The sequence below is a fragment of the Microcystis sp. LE18-22.4A genome, from assembly GCF_027531105.1.
GTDB lineage: Bacteria > Cyanobacteriota > Cyanobacteriia > Cyanobacteriales > Microcystaceae > Microcystis > Microcystis aeruginosa.
In genome coordinates this window covers 1-7,959 of sequence record NZ_JAPZRB010000249.1, presented here as the reverse complement: position 1 = coordinate 7,959, position 7,959 = coordinate 1, and the positions used below count along the sequence as shown (strand labels likewise).

The window sequence follows — 7,959 nt, the reverse complement described above, 5'->3', positions numbered from 1 at the left end:
ATGGTATTCTTGCCGCTCTACGTCAATTAAAAACTGGCAATAATAACCGTCAGCACGTCTAACAACTCTTACCCGTTTAATCTGTTGCTCTGAATAATAAACTAAGGTTTTTTGACTACACCATAAATCAAATTCTCCTGCTTTAAAGCCATCGGTGAACTTGATTTTACGTCGCTCATCAGATAGTTTGTAGCCCGTTAATTTGTATTCAACAGAACGGCTATGTTTTTTAAATCGAGGAAACCCCTTTTTCCCCGGTATCTGGGCATCGACAATTATGATAAAACCGATTAATTGATTGCCAGGCTCTATCAGCAGCAGATTGACGAGCTTGAGAGTTGAATTTATTAACCCAAGGGGTCTCTTTATTGTTAGCTAGTACCGCACAAAGTTTTTGGAGATCATTACGGGTTGTCCCTTGATTGAACCGCCAATAACGAACACAAGAGTTACGCACAAACTGAGAAGTTTTGATAGCTTCATCAAGCTGGTGATATTGCTCTGGTGTTCCGTTTTTTAGCTTTGCTTCTACGACTAGCATCTAACAATCCTCGACCATTGGCCAAATTAAGTATAACACAGTTTACCTACAAATGGTAGAATTAAAATCGGGCTTCGCAGTTAATATCCTGGTCGGATTTCATCCCCCGCAAAGGTTGATGTCTTGTCGAAAAATTTAGCGGGGGCATTCATCCGACATTTTAGGGAAATATGTTCTCATCCCATCTGCATTGATCCGAGTAACTTCGTGCTTTATTGGTTATTACTCTGTCAAGACTCATGATTAAACGCCAAAATCTTGCTTTTTCTCGTTATTTAACCTCAGTTACTCCCTTAACCGTCCTGTCTACCTTAGTATTTCTAGGCGCTTGTGGACAGCAACCCCAACAACAAGGAAGCCAACAACCCAGACAACAGGGACTTGAAGTCAAATTTCTCGTGGGAAGCGACCTAGCCCAATTCTGTCAGCAAGCAGCCACGAAATTGAACCAAAGCCAACCCAAACTCGCTAACGGTGAAGCCTTTTACCTCAGTTGCGAAGCTAAAGGAAGCGGCGATGTGGTCCAAACGATTCTCTCGCTGGCCCAACAGTACCAAAATGGAACTCTCAAAGCCGATGCGCCCGAATTTCCCACCCTTTTATCCGTCGATGGGGAAATTTATCAGAGTCAACTCATCTACCAGATGAACAAGCTATTTCCAGGACAAAATTACATCCCGGAAATTACCGACTCACCCCTGATCGCCTACAGTCCGATGGTTTTCATGACAACCGCTGACCTCGCCAAGGGTTTAGAAAAAGTAGAAGATCCCTTCGTCGCCCTAGCTAAATTGGACAACTACCGCCAACTCGATCCCAAAGCCCCACCCCTCCCCATCACTTACGTCCACACCGCGCCTACCCGTTCTAATTCTGGCTTACAAACCCTGGTGGCCCAATTTGCTGCTGTAGCAGGTAAGCGCCCGGAAGATCTGACTGTAGCTGACGTAGAAAAATATCAGGGACAAATTCAACAGATCCAGAGTAAAATCACTCGCTATGGTACTTCTACCGCTTCCCTTGCCCAATCTATGGTCGCCAACGGACCCTTTTGGGCTTCGGTAGCCTCAGTTTACGAGTCTTTGGTAATTGCTGCTAACAGCCAAGCTGGTTCCAATCAAACGCGCTATCAAGCCGTCTATCCCAAGGCTACTTTCAGTTCCAATATGCGGGCAATTTTAGCCAATGCGCCTTGGATAAGTGACCGAGAAAAAGAAGCTGCTGAAAAGGTAATTGAATTCATTCTTTTGCCCGAAACCCAACAAATTGCCACAGATTTGGGACTGCGACCGGGTGTTCCAGGAGTAGCCTTGGGAAGCAAGTTTTCTGCTGAATTTGGCGTGAATCCTCAACCCACCTATGACTCTTACCGTTCGCCCCAACCAGAAGTAGTTGAAGCCATGCTTAAAAGCTGGCAAAATTATGCCAAGAAACCGTCGCAAGTAGCAGTAGTAATTGATACTTCTGGGTCGATGGAAGGGCAAAAACTGACATCAGTTAAGAATACTTTACTTAATTACGTTCAGAACCTGGGACCGAAGGAAAGAATTGCCCTAATTAGTTTCAATTCAGTTATTAACGAACCTGTGATTATAGAAGGAACTCCACAGGGGCGAGATCGCGGCATTGAATTTATTGGCCAACTGCGGTCCAGTGGTGGGACCAGACTTTATGATAGCGCCCTCTATGCCCGCAACTGGCTATCTCAAAATTTGCGGACTGATACTATTAATGCCGTGTTAATCTTAACTGATGGAGAAGATTCGGGGTCACAAATTAATCTGGATCAGTTGGAACAAGAGTTGCAAAAGAGTGGCTTTTCTTCCGATCAGCGAATTGCTTTCTTTACTATTGGTTATGGGAAAGAAGGAGAATTTAATCCCCAGGCTTTGCAAAAAATTGCCGAAGTTAACGGCGGTTACTATCGTCAAGGAGATCCAGCGACTATATCAACTGTGATGGGAGACTTGCAAGTAGAGTTTTAAGTAATGAATTATGAATTATGAATGGAATTCGGAGGTGGCTTCGCCGCCGAGTCAAGCGCGGGGCGGAATTCGGAGGCGCATTTGTAAGTCAACCAAATGTAGAGACTGTGATTAATTCCTGAATTAATCTACTAAATCATCAACCATCAATCATCAACGGTTAACTAAAAATGAAAATTGCTAACCCTCTTTATTACCCTTTAGCCGTTTTAGCAGGCGGGATCGTTTTAGTTGTTGGTGTTCGCTTTTTGGGATTATCTAATACTGTTACTTTACCAACAGCATTGGCGGTAACTGTAGTCGGCGCAACCGCCTTGAAAGCTAGAGAACCAGATGGGGAGAAACGGGTCAAACAACAATTACAACAGGAACTGCAAGTTATTCAAGGTTCGGCTCAAAGTTTAGCAGGAAAGGCAGAAGTTCTGCGTCAAGAAGCTAACCAATTATTAAGCAGCAGTTCAGTGCAAATGGACTTATTAATCGCCGTACAGCAAGCTTGCGATAGTGCTATTGAACTTCCCCCAAAAATAGAACAAATTGCTCAACGTTTGCCAGAAAGTGAATCTTTATTATCAATCAATGAGTTACAACAGCAACTCTTGGAAGTTAAAAGTAAAATTCGTTCGAGTTCCGGTGTATCTCGTAAACAATTAGAACAGTTGCAAGCCCGTTTAGAACGGAATATTGAATTAGCACAACAAGGACAAGATACTCGTCAAGCGAAATTAACTAGCTTGTACACTGTGATTCAAGACTCGGCTGGGGTTCTGCAACAATTACAAAATAAATTAAGGACATCTGACTTGACTAATTCGGAAGAACTTATAGAGTTAAGAAATTTGAGTGAAGAATTGAGTGGCTTTCAAGAAAATATTGATTTTATCATTTCTTGAACCTGACTAATCAATCAACTAAACTGGAAAAATCAACACCACAATACTACCCTGGAGATTGACGAGTAATGAACTTCTTAAAAACAGTTGCTTTATTAGCGTTATTAAGCAGCATCTTAGTTCTGACGGCTTATCTACTCATCGGCGGGATAATTGGTGCAGTTATCGGCTTAATCGTTGCTGCTGTAATTAACTTTAGTCTCTGGTTCTATTCCGACCAAGTTGTTTTAGCCGCTTTTGATGTTCGTCCTGCCAATTCTCAAGAAGAAGCTATACTCAAACCCATAGTTGAAGTGCTGTGCTACAGGGCAAATTTACCAGAACCTAAACTGTATATCATTCCTACTTCTTCTCCTAATGCTTTTGCTACTGGAAGGAATCCCCAACGGGGTGTTGTCTGCATTACAGAAGGGTTGATGAAACTGCTTCCTGAAGACGAATTAGAAGCCGTTATCGCCCACGAACTTAGCCACATTAAACACGGTGATGCCCTTACTGCTACAGTTGCTGTCACTATTTCTGTAGCAATTTCTCTCCTCACGGAAACAGGAATGACGGGAATGTTTGCCATGTTTAACTACCGCAACGCCAATCCCATCCGCCTAGCCGCCTTATTCCCTACCTTGCTACTTGCGCCCCTTACGGCTACCTTAACTCAATTAGCCATATCTCGAACGAGAGAGTATGCTGCTGATGCAGGTTCAGCAAGTTTAACCGGAAATCCTCGCGCCCTCGCTAACGCCTTAGAAAAATTAGAAAATAACAGCCAACAGCAGTCAATATCCACAGAAGAAAACCCAGCGTTAGCTCCCCTTCTAATTATTAATCCCTTCAAGGGTAAACTTGTCAATCGCTTATTTGCCACCCATCCTCCCACTAACAACCGCATTCAAGAATTACTCGCCATGCAACCAGGACTCTTAACGCCTCCCACTAGGAGAAACAGCCCTCAATCGAAACGCAGACGGGCAATAATTTCGGCTGCGATCGCCCTAATTGCTTTCGCTTTAGCTTATGCACCTCTTCCTGGCGTGCAGCAAAACCTTACCATCGTCAGTGGGACGGAACTTCAAGAACCATTGGCAGTCCTAGAGCCACAATTCGAGGCATCTCATCCCAACATTAACTTAGAACTGAAGTTTCAAGGCTCTCAGGACATAGTTAATAACTACATCGACCAGAAACATGACTTTACGCCTACTATCCTCATTCCAGCCAATGGGGAAATCTTAGAGGAATTGCGCGATCGCCTGGCGGTACAGGGAGAAAGCAATCCCTTCTACGATACGCCCCAACCCATTGTCAAAACCTTCCTGGTGGGTATCGCTTGGCCCGAGAGAGGAAAGGTTATCTTCCCTGGGAGACGCTTTCAATGGCAAAGTGTAGAACGGGCCATGCAAAAGCGTAACTGGACTGCTATCGGCGGACAATCTACCTGGGGAAGCTTCGATTTTGTCATGACAGACCCTAGCCGTTCCAACAGTGGTCAGTTAACCTTAAGTTTGTGGTCCCAGTCCAATCTTGGCGGAAGTCCCCTAGCTGGTACTAACTTGAATGGGCCGGGAATTCAATCTTTGTTTGCTCTGATTAAGCGTTCCGTCTATCAGCCGCCCCTTTCGAGTGACATTCTCTTGCAGGAATTTATTGCTCGCGGATCCAACGACGCTGATGTGGCGACTACCTACGAAAGTATCGCCCTCTATCGCTGGTCCCAAGCCCAAACTACCCAGGAAAAACCTTACCAAATCTACTATCTTGACCCGACTATTGAGACAGTAGCGACGGCGGCGATCGCACGGCGGGATGTGAATGAGGGACAAGCGAAAGCAGCCAGGGAGTTTGTCGCCTTTCTCAGACAGCCTTCCCAACAGGAAGTATTCGTCCGCTACGGGTTTCGCCCTGTGATAAGTGGCATAAACTTAGAATCAGTCTCCAACAGTCCCTGGAATCAGAATATTCCCGGTGTGCAGGTCAATCCTTCTGTACAATTTAGCCAGCCTCCTGATGCACAACTGAGGAAAGAAATTCAACGTTTATGGCAGCGAGTTAATTAATTTGAATCAATTGACATACTCCCACCGTCAAGCTACGCTGTGACAGGGGATTCTTTCCATATCACTAAGTAGGGTTTGCTGAAAAAGCTTTTCCTAGGGGCAGGGTGTGGGGTGTGGGGTGTGGGGTGTGGGGTTTTACCTATTTTCAGGTGGTCAGTTACCTAATTTTCAGGGAAAAAGTCCAGGGATTTTCCCCCCGATCCCCGCAACGGCTGGCACTTTTTGAGGGAAAAAAAGTCTAAAAGTCTGATCCAACAAGGTTTTTAGATTTATTCAGCAAGCCCTAATTAGAAAAAATCTCGGCAATAAAATTGTTTAAAAACTTTGAGCAATAATATAGAGTTGTTGACAATAATTTAGCTCATGCAACAACTCTACTTACTTTTTTAGTCAACTCCAACCCTGTAACTGGAACCATCCCGCTCGACTGAGAGTATCTTTGCCGTAATTCCGGTTAGCAGTGAAGAAATCAACATCTCCGCGATCGCGCAAAGCTCTTAGAGCATTTCCAGGTCCAGAATTGTATGCAGCTAAAGCGGCACGGATAAGCTCTTTGCCTTGCAAATTAGTCTTGCGTTGCATAAAAGCTCGGTTGTCAGCAAGAACTTTACAGCCAAAGAGAATGTTCTCTCTGGGATCTTTCCACTTACCAGTAGAGGTAAACTGAGGAAAAGCACGGTCATCAATTTGCATCAGTCCCCGACCGTGACCAAAATCTCCCGTACCAGAAGGGCCAGGTGGATTTAAGAGTAATCCCCAGTGAGATTCTCGTGAACCAATGCCCGCAATCACAGCAATCGGAAAGCCCTGTTGGTTAGCTCCTTCTTCAATAAAAGCTCTGAACTGTTGAGCGGCTTCTAATTGTCTGAGCATGGAAGCATCATTGCGAGCAATCGTCGTGGTAAATACAAGTTCAAGATTGGGAGGTTGCTCGTCTGATAACGCTGCCCAAGTCAGCGGACCGACAATTCCATCATCATCCAAACCACGAGAGCGTTGAAATTGTTTGACAGCCATTTCGGTTGCCTGTCCAAAGAAGCCATCAATAACGACAGCAATTCCTTTGGCATTGAGCAGTTCTTGCAGTTCCATCACTTCGTCTCGAAGTTGAGGAGAAGTATGGTCAAATCCGTCAAATAAACGTAAGGTTGGACCGATCATTGTGCAAATTCTCCTGGCATTTTGTTTTTTGCTAGTTTTCAGGATTATTGAAGTCAGTTTGCCTTTAGGAAGATGAGAGTCCCAACGCCGCAAGCGTGGCAGGCCCAACGATGCCATCAACCGGTTGCAATTGTTTCTGTTGTTGAAATGCTTTAACTGCCTCTTCTGTCTTTGGACCAAAGAAACCATCAACTGTTAACTGGAAGCCATTGCGGACTAATGCTTGCTGAACTTGGCGCACGTCATCTCCTTCCAGAAGTGGGCGCGTGAGTTGCAATAAGCGATCTCCTAGTTCAACGCTACCCCCACCATTAACCCCTGTGTCTAGAGTCGGACCATTAGCAAAGCCATTAGCAGGAGATTTACCGAGACGAGCGGCGGTATTTGGACCCCACTGCCCATCCTCTGCAATCCTGTCATTGGGATTGTTTTGATTCCACAGTTGCTGGAACGCCAGGATAGCAGTTGAGCGAATGTCACGAACCCCAGCACCTTTAAAGTCAAAATGAACCGGATCTGATGGACCTAGCCACTTCCAGCCCTGAGCTTCTAGGAAAGGTCGCCAGCCTGCATGATCTTCAATATCGAGAGCTAATCCACTTTGATGGTTGCTCTTTCCTGGCTCAGCAGCGATAGTAATGCCACATCGATTCGCCTGAGCTTGTTGAAAAAGAAGTAGTTGTTGGGCAATAGTCCGATAAGCGGAGTTGACAATCAGAGTCTGGCCTCGATTGGCAACTGCCCGATCTAGGGCGCGTTTAGCCGCTGGTTGTAAGAATGGCCAAACTGCTTGTCCAAGCCTGATCTTGGGCGAAGAAAAATCAACTAAAGCACCTGAGACAAGTCGATTCATTTGAGCAATGAGTTGCCGATCTAGTCCCCTAACCACTGTCGTGGAACAGCTTGTAGTCCCAGCTTGGGTTACTGTCACCATAAATTTCTTCCTTAGCGAGGGATTCTTAGTTCAACAAGTCCACTTAAGCTAAGGGACTTGCGCTTTGATAATGCACCATTTAGGGCTTGTCTGATTCTTCTACAGAGCGATTTTCTGGCTGGGATATTATTCCTACGCAAGTCCCTAAATACCTGGCGATGTTTAGCTTAAATGGTGGTTCTTTTATCCTACTATCCCACTTCCATCGGTCTAACACCCCTTAATAAGACTTAATATGGCACTGTGGGGTTTAAGCTAAAACGCACTTAAACCACCTAAAATAGAAATAGTAACTTGAGAAAAATCCTACTTATGCCAGCCAAAGATTTCCTAGACTTAGAAGAAAAGAAAAACTTACAAAAAGCTCTTAAAGAAGAAGAAAGAGCAGAGG

General features: G+C 44.8%; 5 protein-coding genes and 1 pseudogene. 3 read left to right on the top strand and 3 right to left on the bottom strand.

Going from position 1 to position 7,959, the window contains the following annotated elements; all coding sequences use genetic code 11:
* Positions 1-541: pseudogene (locus tag O9295_RS11455) on the bottom strand (nuclease/transposase family protein); the annotation flags it as partial.
* 239 nt (positions 542-780) lie between these two features.
* On the opposite strand from O9295_RS11455, the gene O9295_RS11450 reads away from it, so the two are divergent.
* The 3 genes from O9295_RS11450 (at position 781) to O9295_RS11440 (ending at position 5,473) form a co-directional block, all read left to right on the top strand.
* Positions 781-2,526: a VWA domain-containing protein gene (locus tag O9295_RS11450; protein ID WP_288033014.1), complete on the top strand. Its 1,746-nt coding sequence runs from the start codon at positions 781-783 to the stop codon at positions 2,524-2,526.
* Between the two features lie 170 nt (positions 2,527-2,696).
* Positions 2,697-3,419, top strand: a complete 723-nt coding sequence (locus tag O9295_RS11445) for a hypothetical protein (protein ID WP_288033013.1) — start codon at positions 2,697-2,699, stop codon at positions 3,417-3,419.
* A gap of 68 nt (positions 3,420-3,487) precedes the next feature.
* Positions 3,488-5,473, top strand: coding sequence for a M48 family metalloprotease (locus O9295_RS11440; RefSeq protein WP_147072817.1), 1,986 nt, complete (start codon positions 3,488-3,490; stop codon positions 5,471-5,473).
* 390 nt (positions 5,474-5,863) lie between these two features.
* Here O9295_RS11440 and O9295_RS11435 read toward each other — a convergent pair whose 3' ends face one another.
* A complete protein-coding gene (locus O9295_RS11435; protein ID WP_190721113.1) occupies positions 5,864-6,634 on the bottom strand; it encodes a peptidoglycan-binding protein in 771 nt (256 codons plus the stop codon).
* A gap of 64 nt (positions 6,635-6,698) precedes the next feature.
* Positions 6,699-7,568 carry a peptidoglycan-binding protein gene (locus O9295_RS11430; RefSeq protein WP_199308208.1) on the bottom strand — a complete coding sequence of 290 codons (870 nt, stop codon included), beginning with the start codon at positions 7,566-7,568 and terminating at the stop codon, positions 6,699-6,701.
* Between the last annotated feature and the right edge of the window lie 391 nt (positions 7,569-7,959).

Coding starts and splice junctions, on each gene's coding strand:
- O9295_RS11450 (WP_288033014.1), top strand. CDS start 781: ATGATTAAACGCCAAAATCTTGCTTTTTCTCGTTATTTAACCTCAGTT.
- O9295_RS11445 (WP_288033013.1), top strand. CDS start 2,697: ATGAAAATTGCTAACCCTCTTTATTACCCTTTAGCCGTTTTAGCAGGC.
- O9295_RS11440 (WP_147072817.1), top strand. CDS start 3,488: ATGAACTTCTTAAAAACAGTTGCTTTATTAGCGTTATTAAGCAGCATC.
- O9295_RS11435 (WP_190721113.1), bottom strand. CDS start 6,634: ATGATCGGTCCAACCTTACGTTTATTTGACGGATTTGACCATACTTCT.
- O9295_RS11430 (WP_199308208.1), bottom strand. CDS start 7,568: ATGGTGACAGTAACCCAAGCTGGGACTACAAGCTGTTCCACGACAGTG.